We start from the raw sequence: 18472 nt of genomic DNA on the forward strand, positions 1-18472 counted from the left end.
AGGGTCGGAGGTAGGAAAGTTTCGGCGTACGGGAGGTGGGCATGCCCCGACGAATCCGGACGACGGTCGCCGCGTTGGCCCTCGGGTCAGCAACGGCCGCGCTGAGCGCCACGCCGGCCCACGCCGACCCGGTGGTGCCCCGACACGCCGTCGTGGTGTGCCAGAGCGCCAGCTTCTACGCCAACTACGACTCCGCCGGCGGCCCCACCGGCCTCAAGCGCACCCTCGCCTACCGCAACAAGATCGGTCACACGCCGGGCGCGCACCCGGTCTACAACGGGTGGGCGGCATCGTTCGACTTCGGCCCCAACGACTGGGGCTACCTGCGCGCCGAGTGCATCGGCGGGTACGACTCATGGTGATCAGACGTCGCGCCCTCGCCGGCCTGCTCGCAGGGATCGTCGCCGCCACCGTGGCCCTGCCGTCCCCCGCGCGGGCCGCCAACGGCACGATCGGGCAACGGGAGACGGTGTGCGCGAGCGACCTGTTCGTCCGCACCCAGCCCGTCGGCGCCTGGATGGGCACCCTCTACCAGGGTCAGACGTTCCTGGTCGAAGGCCCCCGCAGCGGTGGCTACGTCTACGGCTTCGCCTACGGGCACATCAATCGCCGCGGCTGGGTGCAGGACGGCTGGTTCTGCTGACCCCCCGCCCGTCGGTGGACCCAGCCCGCCGGGCTGACCCTGCGAGCGGCGGCACGCGCGGTGTTCGGCTTGCGCGGTGTTCGGCTTGCACGGTGTTCGGCTTGCGCGGACGTCGGCACGAGCATGGCGCCGCCCGCGAAGATGAACACGGGCTTGCTGAAATCGCGGTGTCCCCGCGACCTGGATACCCCGATTTCACGAAACCCGAGTCGATCATCGCCGCCGTCCCGAGAGGCGGAAGGCCCTGACCGAATGCTGGACAGACCGCTCGGTCAGACCGTGGCACCGCCCAAAACCGACGGCCGGACTGCCGACCCGGCCATTGAGGACCCGAGCCGGACGACCCCAGCCGGACGACCCCAGCCGGACGACCCCAGCCGGACGACCCCAGCCGGACGACCCGAGCAGGGCGACCGCCGCTCCCCCGGCGGTCGCCCTGCTCGTCGGCTCAGCTCTGGTAGACCTCCAGGGTCGACAGTTGCCCGGCCGGCCAGCCGGTGTTGCCGGTGACCGTGATGCGCACGTACCGGGTCTGCGCGGCGGTGAAGGTGATGCTCACCTGGTTGCCGGTGGCCGGGTTGAAGGTCCGCCCCGCCGAGCCGGCCAGTGTGCTGAAGCTGCCGCCGTCGGTGCTGCCCTGCACGGCCAGGGTCTGCGTGCGGCTGGCCCAGGCGGCGGCCGGAGGCAGCTTGAGCACCACCCGCCCGACGGTACGGGAGGAACCCAGATCGACCTGGACCCACTGCGGGAACGCGTTGTTGGCGCTCTCCCAGTAGCTGTTCGGGTCGCCGTCGACCACGTTGCCCGACCCGTAACTCTGGACGTGGCTGCTCTCGCTGGTGGGTCGGCCGCGGGCGAGGTCCGCGTTGGTCGGGGCGTCCGTGGTGGCGGTGACCGTGTTGGACGCGCCGGACGTGTTGCCGGCGGCGTCGCGCGCGGTGACCGTGAAGGTGTACGCGGTGGACGGGTTGAGCCCGCTCACGGTCGCCGTGGTGCCCGTGACGGTGGCGACGACAGTGACACCCTGGCGCACCTGGTAACCGGTCACCCCGGTGTCGTCGGTCGACGCCGTCCACGCCAGAGACACGCTGGTCGACGTTCGTCCGGTGACCGTCAGGCCGCTCGGCGCGGTCGGCGGGTTGTCCGGTGTGGTGGTCCCCGCGTACACCTCGACCTGGGCGAGTTGGGCGGCCGGCCAGCCGGTGTTGCCGCCGACGCTGAGGCGGACGTAGCGGGCGGTCGCGGTCGGCAGCGTGCGGGTGACGGTGTTGCCGGTCGCCGGGTCGAAGGCGAACGCGGAGGCCCCGGCGATGGTGGCGAAGGAGCTGCCGTCGACGCTGCCCTGCACGGTGATGGTCTGGGTGCGCGCGCCCCATCCGGCGGGCAGCCGAAGCACCAGTCGGTTGACCTGGTGACCGGCGCCGAGGTCGACCTGCCACCAGTGCGGGAAGGCGCCGCCGCTGCTCTCCCAGTAGCTGCCGACGTTCGAGTCCACCGCGTTCGACGCCGGGAACCCGCCGCCCTGGCTGCTCGCCGAGGTGGGCCGGCCGGCGGCCAGGTTCCCGCCGGTCGGTGGCGGCGTGCCGATCATCGGTGGCGTCGGACGGACCGCGGTGAGCGCCAGCTGCCCTTTCAGCATCCGACCGCCGTCGGCCGTGATCCGCAGGTAGTAGTCGGAGGAGCAGGCCACGCCGTCCTCGTCCAGGGCGCGGATGTTCGCGCCGGCCGGGGTGGTGGCCTGGGTCTCGGAGGTCTTCGCGATCTGGTTGCCCTCGTTGTACTCGTCGTACATGGACACGTAGAGGCCCTGGGAGCCAAGTCGGACCATGTTGTAGATGTGCCGCCAGTAGAAGTCGCCGTGCTTGCGGTGGCCACCGGCGAGGTCCCCGGGCATCACGCAGGGCAGGTAGTCGATGCCGCGTGCCGCGCAGTCGGCCATGTCGCCGACGTTGACGTTGTTGTAGTACGAGTCGAGTTCCTCCACGGTCCTGGCCCGGTAGACCATCCATGGCGAGATCGCGTTGAACGCGTGGTAGACGTCGAGGAAGCCCGGACGGGAGTCCTCGATGCCCTGCCGCCACCAGGTGGGCACGCCACCGATGACGTAGCAGCCCTGCGCCTTGAACCAGTTGATGACCTCCAGGCAGGGCCCGGGGGTGAACGGTCGGCTGGGCTCGCTGAAACCGAAGCCCCAGATGCACACGACCGGCTTGCCGTTCTGCCGGGCGTACGCGGAGGACGCGACGTGCGCCGACATCTTCGTCGTCCAGTCTGTCTTGATGTCCGACTGGAAGGTCAACCAGTCGGTGACGTCGTACATGATGTAGAACTTGCGGCCGTAGCGCTCGGCGGCGGAGCGGACCTTCTGCGTCATCGCGTCGCGGGTCGGCCCCTCGTCGCCCGTCGGGTTGAACCGCTGCAACGCGGCGGTGTCGCACCCGTACTCCTGCATCCACCGGAAGTGGGTGTCCACCGTCTGCTGGTCGTAGGAGGAGAACAGGGTGGCCGGCTGGCCGTTACCCAGGTTGGGGTACGCGGTGGGATAGGTGCGCGTGTACTCGCGCATGTCCGGCCAGGACACGATGGTGGTGTTGGCGGGCGAGGGCGGCTGGAAACGGTCGCGGCTCCAGTGCCACCAACCGCCGATCGGCGCCGAGTCACCGGGGGCGCTGAACCAGCCCTGGTAGCCGACCGTCACCTTGCCGACCACGTCCCCGGGAGGACTGGCGGCGGAGGCGGGGCTGGCCAGGGTGGTGAGCAGCTCGGTGCTGGAGGCGGCGGCGAGGGCGGACCCCGCCATCACGGACGTGACGAACCTGCGGCGGGAGACCGCCATGACGACCACTCCTTCGGGACGGAAGGCATTGACGGCCATCGTGGCAGCAGCGGATGCTAACCCGCAAGAGTTAGACTGATCGATGAAATTCCAGCTCAGATGACGGGAATTTCACGCTGGGTCATGAGTGGGTCAGGGCCTGGTCCAGGGCGCGTACCGGGGACAGAATCCGGCTTCCGGCCTGCCAACGGCGGGCGTCGCGCACCGTCAGCCGTACGCCCTCGGTGAAGCCGAGCTTCGGCCGCCAACCGAGCAGCTCGCGCGCCTTCCTGGTGTCCAGCGCCATGTTGCGCACCTCGCCCGGCCAGGGCAACGACTCGTAGCGGGCGGTGTTGTCGACACCGGACGCCTCCCGGACGGTGTCGTACACGTCGTTGATGCTCGTCTGCTGGCCGGAACCGATGTTGACCATCCCCACCCCGCTGTGGTGGCAGGCGACGGCCACCGCCTCGGCGACGTCGCTGACGTGGATGAAGTCCCGAGTCTGCCTGCCGTCGTCGTAGATCACCGCCTGGCGGCCACCGAGCAGGGCATCCACCATCAGGGACACGACGCCGTAGTCGCCGCCCTCCTGCCGGGACCCGTAGACATTGCCGAAGACCATCGACGTGTACGGCAGGCCGTGCTGGCGTCCGTACCAGTCGAGATAGTGCACGCCGGCGGCCTTGCTGATGCCGTACGGGTCCACCGGTGCGATCGGGTGGTCCTCGCGGACCGGCAGGTCGTGGGCGGGGACGCTGCCGAAGATGGCGCTGCCGGCCGCATTGACCACCAGTCGTACGCCACTGCGGGCGCACGCGTCCAGCACGTTGGCGGTGCCGAAGACGTTCACGTCGGCGTCGTACAGCGGTGAGCGGCGACCCACCGGAGCGTTCGCCTGCGCGGCGAGGTGCACCACGACGTCCGGCTGCCACTGGTGGATGACCTCGACACCCTCCGGCGTACGGATGTCACCGGAGACGACGTCCGCATCGGTCAGACCGCCGCACACGGCGTCCGCCAGATTCTCGAGCCGGCCGGTGGAGAAGTTGTCGAGCACCCGGACCTGGCTGCCCATCAGCATCAGCCGGGCGACCACGTGGCTTCCGATGAAGCCGGCACCTCCCGTGACGAGAACACGCCGGGGCGTCAGGTCGGTCGCCGGGTCGACCCCGACGGCAGTAACTGGCAGGTCCACCTGGAACTCCTTGGACGACAGAGCCTGTCGGCCCGCTTCGCACACCAAGACGGCCAGGCACGACAGTAACCCACCAAATAACCACGAAAGAGACTTTTCGCCTAATGCAGCGGAGCGGACATGAGGGTTCGTCGCGGCCACGGTCGGCTGGCAGCGTTCCCGCGCGGACTGGATCCGTTGACCGTTCCACAGCCGACGGGGCCGGAGCCATGCCGGCTCCGGCCCCGTCGGTACACCCGAGACCCTTACGGAGTCGGGTACTGCGCGAGGTAGACCGGCGCACCCACCTTGGTCATGTCGGCCGCCTCGCCGACGCCGTTGACCACGTGGTCGATCGTGCCGGCGCTGAGGTTGACGGTCATGACGTGGTGCAGCTTCACGCCCGGCCGGTTCGGCACCTCGAAGCCGTTCTCGGTGTGGATCGACGGGTTGTTCTGGTTGAAGACGTACACCCCGCCGCCGTGCAGGGTGTGGTGACGCACCCGGTCACCGACCTTGTACCCGGCCCAGCCCTCGACCGCGCCGTTCATCCAGTCGGCCTGCGTCGGCGGGTCGTACGGCAGCTCGTTCTGGTAAAGGATCGTGGTGCCGTGCTCGCCGTTCCAGACCGTGTTGTAGCGCTGGAAGTGCTCGACGAACAGACCGGTCGCGGTCACGTGGTCGCCGTTGATGACGGCGCCGTAGCGACCGGTGTTGGTGCGCCAGCGGTCGGTGTCACCGTTGACGCCCTCGGTGAAGCCCTCGACGCCGTGGTCACCGCGCCAGACCCAGGTGTGGTCGATGAGCACGTTGTCGCTGTTGACCTCCAGCGCGGTGTTCGTCCGGCCGATGTGCGGGCCGCCGACCCGGAAGTACACGTCGGACAGCGTGGTCGGGTTGTGCGGGCTGCTGGCGTTGTGGCCGTGCTGGCGGCCCACCCGCAGCAGGACCGGCGACTCGACGAGACCGGCGTCGATCGTGACACCGGCGACGATCACGCCGGGGACACCGGCGACGTCGAGCGGGATGGCGCCGTTCACCGCGGTGAGCGTCGCGTGGCCAATTCCGAGCACCACGGTGCCGGGCCGCCGCACCTCGATGCTGCGGGCGATGTCGTACGTGCCGGGGGTCAGCAGCAGGTGCTTCCCGCGCGCGAGTTGGGCGTTGATGACGCGTACCGGGTCGGACGGCTTGGCGACGAAGAAGTCGTCGATCCCGATCGTCCGTCCCGGCGTCATGCCGTCGGCCCAGGAGACTCCCCGGCTGTCGCGCTGCGCGGCGGGAACCCGCACGTTGTAGCGACCCTTGCCGTCGACGAAGAGGTACGGCTTCTCCCGGCTTAGCGGGGTGGTCTCCAGGGTGGTGTACGGCGGGTCGGGGAACGTGGCGTCGTCCGGCGCGCCCTCGACGCCCGCGAAGACCTGGTTCCACACCGCGTTGGACCAGCTGCCGACCTCACTGTTGCGGGTCAGCCACTGCTGTTGCGAGCCGTTGGTGGTGGCCGGCAGCCGCGAGTCGGCGATGAAGCCGCCGCTGGCGAACTGCGGGCCTGCCGTGCAGTAGTCCATCAGCGACAAACCGCCACCGTTGATGTTCAATCGGCGCATCGACACCGCTTGGGACACCGCCCAGAAGTTCGCCGTCGACCGGCAACCGTCCTGACCGGAGGCGTTGATGGTGAGCGACAGGTTGGACAGGGTGCGCCAGAAGTTGACCAGCGCGAGGCAGTTGCCGGTGCCGCCGTCGGCCAGGCAGCGGTTGTAGACCTCGAGCTTGCCGTTCACCGTGACGTCGGTGGGCGAGGCGCCCAGACCGGACACCTCGGTGTAGTAGCCGACCTTGGCCTGCAACGGCTGCTCGGCCGTGCCGTACGTGCCCGGCTTGAACAGGTAGGCGTGCCGCTCGGTGCCCATCTCGTTGTCGACCTGCCGGGCGTGGGCCGCGTCCAGGGTCTGCTGGATCTCGGCGACCGGCATGCCCGGGTCGAAGATCGTCACGTTCGGGCCGAAGTCGGGTGCGCCGTGCGTCGGGCGGCCGGCGCTGGCCGCCGTGCTGGTCATCGTGGTGGCGGTGGTCAACACCAGAGCGAGCAGGAGGGTACGACCGGATCTCCGGCGCACGTCTCGGGACGGGGTTGTCATGTGGTTCGTCCTCTCCGCTGACCGGGCGTACTACCGGCGCAGCTGGGGGCGGTGAGAGCGCTCTCTGACCCTTGCCGCCGGAGGTTGGGCCGGGCCGGAAGGGGTTGAGATGTTTCTACCCGTTAATGCGCCCACACGCCACGACCGGGGGGCGAAACTTCACGCCGAGCCCCGACGCGAGCCCCTCTTCCCGCGATCTTGTATCTTCTGCGGGCGTTATGCGGCTTCGAGCCTTCTGGCACTAGACAAAGCGCAAGATCGACGAGTTGGTCGGAGCGAGGGACGTTTCACGGACTCATGGGCGTGACTGCTATACAGATCGCCATGACGCGTGATCGGATCGTCGCGGGGCTGTTGCTGGTCATCGCACTGCTCAGCCTGGCCGCCTCGAAGGCCGCCCCGTTCCTGGACGATGCCCCGACGGCGGCACGGACGGCGATCGTGATCCTCGGCGTGGTGTGCGGCCTCGGCGGCGTCTGGCTGTGGCTCCGACAAACCCCCGAACAGCAGTGACCCCTCCCGCCCCCACCCCTCCCGCCCTCACCCCTCCCGCCCTCACCCCAACCGCTCCGTCGATCATGGAGTTGTGGTGGTGTACGAAACGGCTTGGCTGTCAAAACTGGCACCACAAGTCCATGATCGACGCTGAGCGGGGCGGCGCGACTGTTTCGGATTAGGCGGCCTCGGTCAGGAACTCGTCGATCATTGGGGCCAGCCAGTCGGCGCGCTGGGGGATCGACGTGTGCGTCGTGCCGGGCAGGATGGCCAGACGGCAGGCCGGCAGACCGGTGAGGTCGCCGGGCACCCCACCGCCGAGCAGCCGGAACATGTGCACCGCGTGCTCGGGTTGGACGATGTCCGCGTCGGCCAGCACGATCATGGTGGGCGCGCCCAGGCTCCAACCGAACACGTCCGCCCGTACGACGCCCTGACGGTCGAGCAGCTCGACCACGTCGGCTGCGAAGTGGCCGGCAGCATCGTGCCGAACGAGGTGCCGATGCCGGCGAGCGCCCCGTGGATCAGCACCAGCGGGCGGCCCTCGTCGTTGCCGTGTGTCTCGTGGTAGATGTCCATGCCCACGCGGTGCCCCGGCGCGCTTTCGGTCCGCTTTCGATCCCCTTGTCGAGGCTGGACGGCGGCTGCCGTACTTAGGCAGCCGGGTTGAGTTCGGTACCCGCCTGCAGCTGGATGAGGTCGGTCGGGGTGACCACCTCCCACGGCTCGCCGACGGTGACCTCCTCGCCGGGCCGGTCGAGGGCATCGCTGACCAGATCGTCGATCGGCGGGTAGGGGTTGTGTCCGCCGCGCCACGGCCTCGGGGTCAGCGCCGGAACTTCCGACGTGGCGAGGTACCGGCCGATGACGTGCTCGTACCCGGCGCGCACCGGCACCATCACCCGGGCCGCGCCGGCCTGCAGGAACACCTGGTGCAGCGGGTCGGAGCTGGTCCGGGTACGCAGTGTGGCCCAGCGGTCCCGACCGGCCCACTGGTACGAGTAGCACAGGTAGCTGATCTTGTCCCACTCGAACAGGTCTTCGCAGAACTGGATGTGGTCGGCCTCGGCGATGAGCTCCAGCCGGTCGATCCGCGGCGCCTCGTCGGCCGGGAAGTCGAGCGAGCCGTACAGGTCGAACTCCTGGCCGGTCAGCAGGGACTGGCAGGCGCGCTTCAACTCCAACTGCTCGACCAGCCGCATTGCCGAAGCCGGCTGGTCGGCCCGGTAGGCGGTCCGGGCCTGCCGGCGAGCCTGGTCGTTGTCGTAGGCGGTGCGCTGGGCGAGGTACCCGGCCCGGATCGCCTCCCAGGCGCGCAGCTGCCACGCGGTGTACGAGGCGGTGGTGCGCTCGCAGCGCACCCGCACCACGACGGTGAGGCCGCCGCGCTGGTCGGCGCTGATCCCGATCGGTACCGGCCCGGGGATCACGTGGTCGAGCGGGACGACGTGCTCGCCGTCGTCGGTGTCGTTGTCGACGATCCGGTCCTCGCCGATGGCGATCTGCACGGCCTGCGGCGGGCTGCCCTCCTCGGCGCTGTACTCGCCCTCCTCCAGCGACCAGGTGACCGTCACGTACGCCTCGGTGGCCGCGTACCCGGCCGGCACGGCGACCTCACCGGTGTACGAGGTGTACCCCCACTCCGGCTGCGACTTGTCGGTGGAATTCTTGCTGTACTCGAACGGCCGGGCGGCCGGGTCGAGGAACGTGGCGGTCGCGAAGATCTCGAAGTCCGGCGGCGGCTCGACGCCGAAGATGTCCCAGCGGGCGGCCTTGTCGGCGTAGTTGTCGTCGTGGAGATCACCCACCTCCAGGAACCAGGCCGGCGGCTCCGGTACGGCGCCCAGGCTGCTGGTCTGCTCCGCCTGCTCGGCGAGCCAAACCAGGGTGCCGGCCGGCTCCGGAACGATGAACTCCAGGATCAGCCGCTCGCCGTAGTTGTACACCTGTGCCTGGTCGACCTTGTTCAGCCACCGGTAGATCCCGGCGATGTTGGTCGCGCCGTCGGCGTTGTCGAACCGGTGCTCGTTGGTCTCGGTGACCCGGGTTCTGCTGGTGGTGGTGCGGCGCTGCGAGGTCTCGGTGCGCAGCAGCTCCGAGGCGCTCTCGGCGAGCGTCTTGGCATACGAGACGGCCGAACTCATGCTGGTCTCGGTGGTGTTGGAGCGGTCGGCGTTGACCTCGATACCGGCCTGGATCGGCCCGAACCCGCCGGAGACGCTGACCCCGAGCGAGGTCGAGGTCTGCTGGGTCGCCGCCGTCTGCAGCGCCCGATCCAGGCTGTTCTGCTCGGTGGACTCCAGCTCCTCGGTGGACTCGGCGATCGTCTGGCTGGCGGTGGTGACGGTCTCCTTGGTGCTGGCGTCGACCGTGTGCACCCGCCCCCGGACCTCGCTGGCCAGCACGTTTTCGACGTGCGAGATGTCGGCCGCCTCATAGCGCAGGTGCGTCGTGCGGATCAGCATGAGGTCGCCGCGGCCGGCGACGCGGGCGTACGCGTCGAACACTGGCACCCGCGGCGGCAGGTAGGGGACGGTGTTGCCGTTGCCGGGAATCGGATTGCCTGGGCTCGAGTCGACGTCCGGGATGCCGGTGGCGGTCCGGGCCGAAGCGCGGCGGCGGGCGTCGTCGCGCTCGGCGTCGAAGACCCGCTGCAGCCCGCGCAGCGTGGTGGCGGCTGGCGCGCCCAGCTCGTCGGCGGCCTGCGCGGTGGCCTCGACTGCCGCGCCGAGGTCGGGGAAGCCGTCGGCCTGCAGGTCCCGCAGCGTCGGGTTGGGCCGGCCGGTCACCCGGGCGCGGGCCAGCAGCCGCTGCGCGGTACCGCCGAGTTCGGCAAACCGGTCGGCGCGCTCGGCGTTCGGGTCGGCCGGCCGCTGCGGCGACGCCGGAGGATCGGGCAGCACCAGGTCCCGCCCGCCGAGCAGGGCGCGCACCAGGCACGCCTCCTGCGCCGCCGAGCGGGCCAGCCGGAGCAGCGTCACGCCCCGCAGTACCCGGACCAGCGTGTCGGCCAAGGGCTGCTTGCGAAGCCGTAGGAATCGGCCGAGCACGAGCGCGTCGACGGCCCAGGCGGTCAGCCGGGCGACCGCGGTGCGCAGCTGCTCCCCGCCGATGTCCCGCTGGGCCGCCCAGCCGGTGAGGGCCTCCCGCAGCTGCCCGACGGTGAGGCGGGCGTCGACTCCGGCGCGGCGCAGCAGCAGCAGGGCGAGCCGGCCGGTCTCGTCCAGCAGCTCGTCGTGCTGCGCCAGCAGTGCCTTGAAGAGCTGCTGGGCGGCGTCGCGGTCACCGGAGGTGATCGCGTCCCGGACCGGCCCGCTCCAGTCGTCGCGGAAGTCGACGAGCGGACCGGTGGTCTTCGGGCCGGTGGTGCAGGCGTCCTCGTCCGGCCCGCCGACGCGGCGTAGCTGGACGAAACGCACTGTGGCTTGTGCCGGTGTGGTCATCGGATCGTCCTCTCCACCCGGCGGGGTGGTCCCGCCGGCGACTTGCGATCAGATCGTGGGCAGTAGCAGAGCCTTCGGCATGCCGTACGCGACGAGCTGGGCGTTCAGCCGCCTGACGAGGTCGTTCCAGTCGGCCTGGGCGCCCGTGGTGGCCCGCACGGCGGCCTGCCACTCGTGCTCCTGCAAGGCGGCGGTCAGCTCGGCGAGGGTGTGCTGGTCGAAGGCGACGATCGGCTCCTCCGCCCGGGCCAGGTCGGCGAGCGAGAACGCGCTGAGCGGTTCACCGCTCTTCGAGGCGTAGTCCGCGGCCCGCGCCGCCAGGTCGTACTCCTCGGCCCCGGCGATGGTGGCCACCGCCCGGTTGGCGTACCGGTCGACACGGGTCGCGCCGCCGAACATCCGTCCGGCGACCAGATCGGTGCGGGCATGCTCGTACGGCGAGAGCAGCTGCAGGTTGCCCGGCTCGGACGCGCCGGTGAGCATGGACAGCCGGCTGCTCCAGAAGTCCTCGGCCTCGGGCAGCTGATCGCCCAGCCTCCGGACCCAGCGCTGCATCTCCCGGATGAACCGTTGCGGCCTGGCGTGCTCCCACTCGTACACCACGTCCCGGACGTCGATCGCGTGCGGCAGGCCTAGCGCCATCTCGAACAGCTCGTCGCGGGAGAACCGGTAGTAGGGGTCCCGGCCGTAGCGGGTGCTCAGATTGGTCGGGTCGCCGGTGCGCCGGGCCGCGTCCGAGCCGTGGGACTTCCAGAGCCGCTGAAGGCCCGCTTCGTCCGCGTCGAGGATCGCGTCGTCGCCGAGCCGGGCGGCCAGCTCCCAGCGGGCCTGCGACCGCGCGCGCGGCCGAGGCGGCCCGCTGAAGATCTGGAACCGGTACGCCGGCCCTTCGCCGGTCGAGATCATGTGCGCAATCTGCACCTCGGACATCAGCAGGTCGGGGTCGTAGTCCCAGCCGTGCAGCACGTCCCTGCTCTCCAGCCCCAGCTCGTTGAAGAGCTCCTTGCCACGGGCGGTGAGGGAGATGTCCCGGCCCCACGCTCGGCCGGCCATCACCGTGCCGATCGCGCGGTGGCCGCGCGCGGTGACCACGCCGCCGTAGGCCGGGTAGCGCAGGTCGCTTCCCACCACGATCGGCGCGTTCATCGGCAGGACGTTGAGGTTCTCCGGCAGCTCGACGTGCAAGCCGGTCTGGTAGCGGTAGGAAGCGTAGGCGACGCCCCCGTCGAACGGGGTGGGGACGACCCGAAACTCGCGGTACACGTCCTGCAGCGCCCGAACGTACCGGGCGGCGTCGATGGTGCGCAGCATTGTGGCCGAGGCGTGGCCGAGCAGGTCGTCGACGACCCCGCGGAAGATCGAGTCGAATCCACCGCCGGCCAGGTACTCCAGCAGGGTCAGGTCGGGGTCCGCCTCCCGGGCGGCGACGAACCCGTTCTGCAGGTACCCGGAGCGCAGGGCGATGCCGGACCGATCGATCAGCTCGGTCGGGTCGCGAACGAACGCGGGCAGCGGTGGCGGTGCGCCGTCCGGCATGCCGGACGGGAACTGCCGGGTGAGGCGCTGCTCCGGGATGAGCAGGCCCAGTTCCTCGAGCATCGACATCGGCCGGGTCATCGGGTCGCCTCCGAGAGCGTGTGGACGAACGCCTCGGCGACGCGCGCGTCCACCGGCTGGACGGCCGCGGCGGCGCCCCGCAGGCGGTACAGCGGGGTGTCGCCCAGGGTGAGCACGCGCCGCGCCGCAGTCAGCAGCGTCCCGCCGGCCCGTTCGGCGATCTCGGGCAGCAGCACCCCGCCCAGCGTGAGGGCCGCCTCCAGGCCGGTCATCGGCTCGCCGTACAGGTTCCGGCCGGTGAGCACGTAGGCGGCGACGCTGCCGAGGTCCTCCAGGTCGTACATGTTCTGCACGATGGGGATCGGCACGAACTGGCCGAGTGTGTGGATCACGTGGACGATCTCGGCGAGCGTTGCCGGACGGTCGGGCAGCACCGCCTCCGGCACCAGCGTCTCCTCGGTGATCTCCAGCGGTACGTCGTCGAAGTACTTCACCTCCCGCGCCCGGTACTCGACGATGCCGCTGATCGCGTCCGGCCCCTCGGCTGCGGCGTTGCCGACGGCCAGGTCCAGGAAGACCTCTACCCCGGGGGTGTGCACGACGGAGAGCCGGAATGCCGCCCGGCCCTGCTCGGCGGGGACCGGCCGGCCGGTCGGCTTGCCGTCGGCGTCGAGGTGGTCGAGGCGGTACGCGAAGCGGTCTTCGGCGCTGGCCGGATCGACCCGGATCCGGATCGGCAGCGGCGTCGTGTCCGGCAGCCCGCCCAGCCACTGCACGTACGAGTCGTACATGTCCTTGGCCAGGGCGAACAGGGCGTCGTCGAGGATCGTCGCGGCGGTGACAAACCAGGCCGGCTGCCACGACCACGGTTGCGCGCGCGGCGCGCTGCGCTGGTCGGGCTTCACCAGCAGCAGATCGATCCCGTCGGCGCGGACCTGGTGCGTGGCGGTCGCCAGCGGGCCGCCACCAAGGTCGAAGCCCGCAAAGCCCTCGAAGCCCGCAAAGCCCTCGACGTCGGGTTCGCCACCGCCCGCGTCGGGTCCGGCGCTGGCCGCGGCGCGCATCGCCACGGCACCGGCGACCAGGTCCGCCTCGGCGGCCGGGACGGTACGCAGCGGTTCGCCGAGCGGCGGCACCGTGCCGGGGTGGCGGTGGCGTTCGAACTCGAACGACAGTGCCTGGTCGCAGGTGGTCGGCCCGTCGCCGATCACGTACGCCGCGCGCAGCGTCGTCAGTGCGGCGGTGCTGAGCAGCGGCCGGGCGGAGTAGGCGACGCCGGGCGCCGCCGCCAGCCGCAGCCGCAGCGCGCTCCAGTGCACCAGCGGCGTGGATCCGGCCCGCGCCTCCTCGATCAGGTACCCCCGTGCGGGCGTGAACGCGTACCCGAAGGGCAGCGGCCGGTACGCGACGGCCTCGCCGGCAACAGTGACGCTGCGGTACGCGCCGTCGATCGGGTTCTCGACGGTCAGTTCGAACACCAACGGCTGGGCCGAGTCCAGGTCGGCAACCAGGATCTCCGGCGGGTCCGGGCGCCGGTCGGCGTGCGCCGCGGTGGCCGCCTCGTAGCACCAGCCGGGCAGGTAGCTGAGGGTCAGCGTGGTGGCGTCGCGGAACTGAACGTGCAGTACGTTGCCCATCACGTCGATGCACACGAAGACCGGGTCGGCCGGGGCGCCGCGGTACACCTCCAGCCACCGGCCGTCGCCGACGGGCCGGGCGTCGAGCGTCAGCCAGGCGTCCTCCAGCACGCCGCGCAACGGCCTGGCCGCCTCATCGGCGGTCGAGAGCGTGCTGCTCTGCCCTGTTGCCATTGCGGCAGCGTAGTGGCGTGGGTCACATCGAGACTGTCGGCCATCGGCCATAGGCGTAAATGCGTCAGGACAATACGCTCGCCGCCTGAACCTCGAATTCCCACCATGACCACGAAGGCGGTTGCCGCACTAGGCTGACCGCCGTGCAGTTCGGGGTGCTCGGGCCGCTCGCCGTGACCACGGACGCCGGCGAGCCGGTGGTGGTGCCCGGCACGAAGGTACGCGCGCTGCTGGCCGACCTGCTGGTCAACCGCAACCAGGTGGTCTCGGCGGACCGCCTCATCGACGACCTGTGGGGCGAGGACTCCCCCGCCAACCCCGCCGGCGCCCTCCAGGTGCGGGTGTCCCAGTTGCGCAAGGCGCTCAACGACGCCGAGCCGGGTGCCCGCGAGCTGGTCGAGTCCCGGCCGCCGGGCTATCTGCTGCGGGTCGACGCGGTCGACGTCGCCCGGTTCGACGAGCTGGCCCGGTGCACCGACGTCGAGCGGTTGACCGATGCCCTCGCGTTGTGGCGCGGCGAGGCGTACGCCGACGTGGCCGACGCCGAGTTCGTCCGCGCGGAGGCGACCCGCCTCGCCGAGCAGCGCCTCGCCGTCCACGAACGGTTGGCCGAGGCCCGGCTGGCCCGGGGTGAACACGACCTGGTCGCCGCCGACCTCGCCGAGCTGGTCACCCGGCATCCGCTGCGTGAGGGCCTGCGGGCGGTGCAGCTCCGCGCGTTGTACGCGGCCGGCCGCCAGTCCGAGGCGTTGGACAGCTACGCCGACCTGCGGGACCGGCTCGCCGAGGAGCTGGGCCTCGACCCCGGCCCCGAGCTGGTCGCCCTGCACCGCAGGATCCTCGAACAGGACGCCGCCCTCAGCGCACCGCCGAAGGCCACGGTCATCCGCACCAGCCTTCCCGCCCCGCTCGACGAGCTGGTCGGGCGGGCCGAGGCGCTGGCCGAGTTGGGCGAGCTGCTCCCCCGGCAGCGGTTGGTGACGCTGGTCGGGCCGGGTGGCGTCGGCAAGACCAGACTGGCCGTCGAGGCGGCCCGCGCGCAGTCCCTTCCCGACGGAGTCCAGCTGGTCGAGCTGGCCCCGCTGCCCGTCGGTGACGCGCTCGTCGCCGAGCAGGTGCTCGCCGCTCTGGGCAGCTACGAGGCGGCCGGCACGAGCATGTCCCCCGCCGACCGGCTGGTGACGACCCTGCGGCACCGACACCTGCTGCTCGTGCTGGACAACTGCGAACACGTCATCGACCCGGTCGCCGAGCTGGTCGCCCGGCTGCTGCGCGAGGTGCCCGGGCTGCGGGTGCTGGCCACCAGCAGGGAGCCACTCGGACTGACCGGTGAACTGCTCTGGGAGGTACCCCCACTGCCCGTGCCGGATGACGGTGACCTGGACACGGTCCGGCGCTCGGCGGCGGCCCGGTTGTTCGCCGCCCGCGCCGCCGCGCAGCAGCGCGGGTTCCGCCTCGACGGGCAGAGCGCCGCCGCGGTCGCGCAGCTCTGCCGCCGCCTCGACGGCCTGCCGCTGGCGCTGGAGCTGGCCGCGACCCGGGTGCGCGCGCTGGGCGTGCGCGGTGTGGTGGAACGGCTCGACGACCGCTTCCGGCTGCTCACCACCCAGCAGCGGGACGTGCCACCGCGGCAGCGGACGCTGACCGCGGTGATCGGTTGGAGCTGGGACCTCCTCGACGAGACCGACCGGATGGTGCTGGCCCGGCTGGCGGTGTTCCGGGACGGCTGCACCCCGGAGGCCGCCGAGTACGTCTGCGGGACCGACCTGGACACCCTCGCCCGGCTGGTGGACCGGTCGCTGGTGGTGCTGGACGACTCCGGCGCCAACCCGCGCTACCGGCTGCTCGAATCGGTCGCGGCGTTCTGCCTGGACCGATTGACCGACGCCGACGCGGTGCGCACCCGGCACGCCACCTACTACACGGAGCTGGCCGAGCGCGCCGACCCGGAGCTGCGCGGGGCCGACCAGCAGCGGTGGCTGGCGCTGCTGGACGCCGAGATGGCGAACCTGCGATCTGCGCTGGTGCACGGCGGAGGGCTGCGCCTGGCGGTCGCGCTGAGCTGGTACTGGCACCTGCGCGGCCGGCTCACCGAGGCGCGGCGGGCCCTGGCCGTGCCCGGTGACCCGGACCAGGAGACCCGGGCGGCACCCTGGCGGGTCGGGTTCGCCCTGTCGCAGGGCGAGGCGACCGAGCCGGACGACGTACGCGCCGCGGTGGCCGCCGACCCCGGCGGCCACGCCGCGTGGTTCGCGGCCAACGCGGTGATCGAGCACGGCGACCTGGCCCTGGCGGCGGAGCTGCTGCCCACCGCCACCGTCGACAGGTGGACCGAGGCCGCGGTGCTCACCTCCCTGGCCCACATCGCGCACGCCAACGGTGACCAGGCCACCCTGGAGGACACCGCGACCCGCAGCGCGGCGCTCTTCGCCGACCTCGGCGACCGGTGGGGTCGGCTCCGTGCCACCGAGTGGGTGGGTGGCCTGGCCGACATGCGCGGCGAGCACGAGCGCGCCGCCGCGCTGCACCGCGAGGGGCTGCGCTGGGCCGAGGAACTGGCGCTGTGGCCGCAGGTCTGCGCGGAGCTGTCCTGGCTGGCCTGGCTCGCCGTGCAGACCCGCGACTACGCCCAGGGTCGGGAACTGGCCGAACGCGCGTACGCCCTGGCGGTCGAGCAGGGCTCGCCCGGTGCGCTGGTCTTCGCGGAGATGAGCCTCGGGCTGGCCGCCCGCCGCGACGGCAAGCTCGACCTGGCCGTCACCCACCTCAGCCACCTCGCCGAGCTGGGCCGGGGCGAGAGTCAACCCGCGCTCTACCTGCCGATGGTCCTGGTGGAGCTGGGCTACGCCCTCGAGCAGGGCGGTGACCCGGATGCCGCGCTGGCCCTGCACATCGAGGCGTTCGAGGCCGCCGAGGCGATGACCACGATGCGCGACGCGGTCGGCCCCCTGGAGGGGATGGCGGCGGCGGTCCGCTCCCCCGAGGTGGCCGCCCGACTGCTGGGCGCCGCTGCCGCTGCCCGACTCGCCACGCAGTCCCCCGCCGCGCCGGCCGAACGCGACGACACCGACCGGACGACCGAACGCCTGCGAGCCGCACTCGGGCCGCAGCGGTTCGACGCGTTGCTCGCCGAGGGCACGAAGCTGAGCCCGAGCGAGGCCCGGGCTCAGCTCTGATCTGGTCAGGCCGGCGTCTTCGGCGCGTACGAGGCGACGATCACGCCGCTCTTGTGCACCCGGGTGTCGACCAGGTCGAACGAGGCCTTGAAGTCGGTCAGCGGCACCGTCAGGTTGGCGCCGCCCTCCAGCACCGGGTGGATCCAGAACCGGACCTCGTCCACCAGGCCCGCCCGGATCAGCTGGGCGGTGACCGAGCCGAAGCCGTACTGGATGATGTTCCTGCCCGGCTGGGCCTTGAGCGCGGTGACCGCCTCGACCAGATCGCCCTGGAGCACCTCCGTGTTGTTCCAGGTGGGGTCGGTCAGGGTGGTCGAGGCGACGTACTTCTTGACGTTGTTGAAGTACGCGGCGCCCGTGGTCGGGTCGCTCTCATCCATGTTCGGCCAGACGGAGGAAAAGCCGTCGTAGGTGGCCCGGCCCATCAGCATCGCGTCGGCCTCGGTGGTCTGCGCCCCGGCGAGGCTGGCGGCCTCCTCGTCGAAGTACGGCGACGTCCACATCGGGTTGTCGATGACGCCGTCGAGGGTGATGTAGGTCGAGTTGATGAGCTTGCGCATCGGGATCTCCTGGGTGTTTGTCGTGCTCTCCGGTGACACCCAGAACTCTGCCAATGCCCACTTACGATTCGCTTCAGGTGCCCTTACCGGCGTCCCCGGCCGCACCCGGAGCCGCTTGCGACAGCGGGTCGGTCAGCGGGATGGGCAGCGCCTGCGGGGTCACCGTGCCGCCACCGGTCGAGTGCGCCGGCGCGGGGCGGTCACCGGTGCGGCTGTGCAGGCGTCCCTGCCCCGCCGGCCCGGCACGCCGGGTCACCTCGACGGTCACCATCCGCACCGGCAAGGGCGGCGCGGTGAAACGCCCGACACCCCACCGCACCCAGATCGGAATCCGGCCGGCGTCCGCCTCCGCGCGCAACTTCTGCACCGTACGGGCCCGGTCGGTGTGGTCGACCTCCACCACGACCGGCGGGCCGTCCGGGCGGGCACACGCCACGTCCAGGACCGAGTGCCGTTGCTCCAGCGGCGGCGGCAACGGCAACACGCTGGGGGCGCGACGATAGACCCGCCAGCCCTGGGCCTCGGCCCACCCCACCACCGAGTCGATCACCCGCGCGGTGACCTCGTCGGCGCTCAGGTCGACGAAGGTCAGATCCACCAGAGCGCGACCGAGGTCGGACGCCAACCGCTCGCCCTCCGCCGTGACCTCCACCG

At 71.4% G+C, this 18472-nt stretch carries 13 protein-coding genes; 4 read left to right on the top strand and 9 right to left on the bottom strand.

All coding sequences use genetic code 11. The features are described 5' to 3' along the window. Positions 1 to 41 precede the first annotated feature (41 nt). Positions 42 to 362, top strand: coding sequence for a hypothetical protein (locus FBZ33_RS16625; RefSeq protein WP_141909757.1), 321 nt, complete (start codon positions 42 to 44; stop codon positions 360 to 362). Continuing rightward, positions 356 to 643: a hypothetical protein gene (locus tag FBZ33_RS16630; protein WP_255508902.1), complete on the top strand. Its 288-nt coding sequence runs from the start codon at positions 356 to 358 to the stop codon at positions 641 to 643. The genes FBZ33_RS16625 and FBZ33_RS16630 overlap by 7 nt, the downstream gene beginning before the upstream one ends. Before the next feature lie 448 nt (positions 644 to 1091). On the opposite strand, the gene FBZ33_RS16635 is transcribed toward FBZ33_RS16630, so the two are convergent. The 3 genes from FBZ33_RS16635 to FBZ33_RS16645 all read right to left on the bottom strand — a co-directional run bounded on the left by FBZ33_RS16635 (position 1092) and on the right by FBZ33_RS16645 (position 6776). Beyond that, positions 1092 to 3479 (bottom strand): discoidin domain-containing protein, encoded by a 2388-nt coding sequence (locus FBZ33_RS16635; RefSeq protein ID WP_141909758.1) that lies wholly within the window; start codon positions 3477 to 3479, stop codon positions 1092 to 1094. Between the two features lie 121 nt (positions 3480 to 3600). Next, positions 3601 to 4656 carry an NAD-dependent epimerase/dehydratase family protein gene (locus FBZ33_RS16640; RefSeq protein ID WP_185755322.1) on the bottom strand — a complete coding sequence of 352 codons (1056 nt, stop codon included), beginning with the start codon at positions 4654 to 4656 and terminating at the stop codon, positions 3601 to 3603. 245 nt (positions 4657 to 4901) lie between these two features. Further along, the gene (locus FBZ33_RS16645) at positions 4902 to 6776 is read right to left on the bottom strand and encodes an adenylyl cyclase (RefSeq protein ID WP_141909760.1); all 1875 of its coding nucleotides are present in this window, start codon (positions 6774 to 6776) and stop codon (positions 4902 to 4904) included. A 324-nt stretch (positions 6777 to 7100) separates the two neighbouring features. Between FBZ33_RS16645 and FBZ33_RS16650 the strand changes: the two genes are divergently transcribed. After that, the gene (locus tag FBZ33_RS16650) at positions 7101 to 7289 is read left to right on the top strand and encodes a hypothetical protein (protein WP_141909761.1); all 189 of its coding nucleotides are present in this window, start codon (positions 7101 to 7103) and stop codon (positions 7287 to 7289) included. 160 nt (positions 7290 to 7449) lie between these two features. Here FBZ33_RS16650 and FBZ33_RS16655 read toward each other — a convergent pair whose 3' ends face one another. The 4 genes from FBZ33_RS16655 to FBZ33_RS16670 all read right to left on the bottom strand — a co-directional run bounded on the left by FBZ33_RS16655 (position 7450) and on the right by FBZ33_RS16670 (position 14082). Further along, on the bottom strand, positions 7450 to 7728 hold the full coding sequence (locus tag FBZ33_RS16655; protein ID WP_255508903.1) for a hypothetical protein: 279 nt from the start codon (positions 7726 to 7728) through the stop codon (positions 7450 to 7452). A 196-nt stretch (positions 7729 to 7924) separates the two neighbouring features. Further along, on the bottom strand, positions 7925 to 10714 hold the full coding sequence (locus FBZ33_RS16660; RefSeq protein ID WP_141909762.1) for a hypothetical protein: 2790 nt from the start codon (positions 10712 to 10714) through the stop codon (positions 7925 to 7927). A gap of 48 nt (positions 10715 to 10762) precedes the next feature. Then, on the bottom strand, positions 10763 to 12331 hold the full coding sequence (locus FBZ33_RS16665; protein WP_141909763.1) for a hypothetical protein: 1569 nt from the start codon (positions 12329 to 12331) through the stop codon (positions 10763 to 10765). Continuing rightward, entirely contained in the window at positions 12328 to 14082 is a 1755-nt protein-coding gene (locus FBZ33_RS16670; protein ID WP_141909764.1) for a hypothetical protein, read from the bottom strand. Before FBZ33_RS16670 ends, FBZ33_RS16665 begins: the two co-directional genes overlap by 4 nt. Before the next feature lie 143 nt (positions 14083 to 14225). On the opposite strand from FBZ33_RS16670, the gene FBZ33_RS16675 reads away from it, so the two are divergent. After that, a complete protein-coding gene (locus tag FBZ33_RS16675; RefSeq protein WP_141909765.1) occupies positions 14226 to 17258 on the top strand; it encodes a BTAD domain-containing putative transcriptional regulator in 3033 nt (1010 codons plus the stop codon). Positions 17259 to 17263: 5 nt separating this feature from the next. Here FBZ33_RS16675 and FBZ33_RS16680 read toward each other — a convergent pair whose 3' ends face one another. Both FBZ33_RS16680 and FBZ33_RS16685 read right to left on the bottom strand, forming a co-directional pair. Continuing rightward, entirely contained in the window at positions 17264 to 17818 is a 555-nt protein-coding gene (locus tag FBZ33_RS16680; protein WP_141909766.1) for a dihydrofolate reductase family protein, read from the bottom strand. A 73-nt stretch (positions 17819 to 17891) separates the two neighbouring features. After that, positions 17892 to 18470, bottom strand: coding sequence for a hypothetical protein (locus FBZ33_RS16685; RefSeq protein WP_141909767.1), 579 nt, complete (start codon positions 18468 to 18470; stop codon positions 17892 to 17894). Positions 18471 to 18472 lie beyond the last annotated feature (2 nt).

Source organism: Micromonospora sp. A202 (assembly GCF_006715105.1).
Taxonomy (GTDB): domain Bacteria; phylum Actinomycetota; class Actinomycetes; order Mycobacteriales; family Micromonosporaceae; genus Micromonospora; species Micromonospora zamorensis.